Consider the following 612-nt stretch of genomic DNA (forward strand, 5'->3'; position numbering starts at 1 on the left):
GGCGCCAACGACGAGTTCTACTCGCCGTTCCAGGACAACGCCAAGCGCTGGTACCGCGAGTCGCAGGAGAAGGTCCTGTACTGGAACCACGCGATCATCAACCCGCCGGTGGACCGGTCGCTGCCGCCGGACGAGGTGGGCGACGTGTTCATGAAGGTCGAGAAGGAGACCGACGCGGGCCTGATCGTCTCCGGCGCCAAGGTCGTCGCCACCGGCTCGGCGATCACCAACTACAACTTCATCGCCCACTACGGCCTGCCGATCAAGAAGAAGGAATTCGCCCTGATCTGCACGGTGCCGATGGACGCGCCCGGCATCAAGCTGATCTCGCGGGCCTCCTACAGCCAGAACGCCAACGTCGTCGGATCCCCGTTCGACTACCCGCTGTCCTCGCGCATGGACGAGAACGACGCGATCTTCATCTTCGACAAGGTGCTCGTGCCGTGGGAGAACGTGTTCATGTACGGGGACGTGGAGAAGATCAACAACTTCCTCGGCGGCTCGGGCTTCCTCCAGCGCTTCACGCTGCAGGGCTGCACCCGCCTTGCGGTCAAGCTCGACTTCATCGCGGGCCTGCTGATGAAGGCCCTCGACGCGACCGGCGCCGGCGGT

1 pseudogene is annotated in these 612 nt (G+C 64.2%); it reads left to right on the top strand.

Going from position 1 to position 612, the window contains the following annotated elements:
- Positions 1 to 612 (top strand): annotated as a pseudogene (locus tag CQZ88_RS30370) (4-hydroxyphenylacetate 3-hydroxylase N-terminal domain-containing protein); the annotation flags it as partial.

This window comes from Rhodococcus sp. ENV425, from assembly GCF_002887785.1.
In the GTDB taxonomy this organism is placed as follows: Bacteria; Actinomycetota; Actinomycetes; order Mycobacteriales; family Mycobacteriaceae; genus Rhodococcus; species Rhodococcus aetherivorans.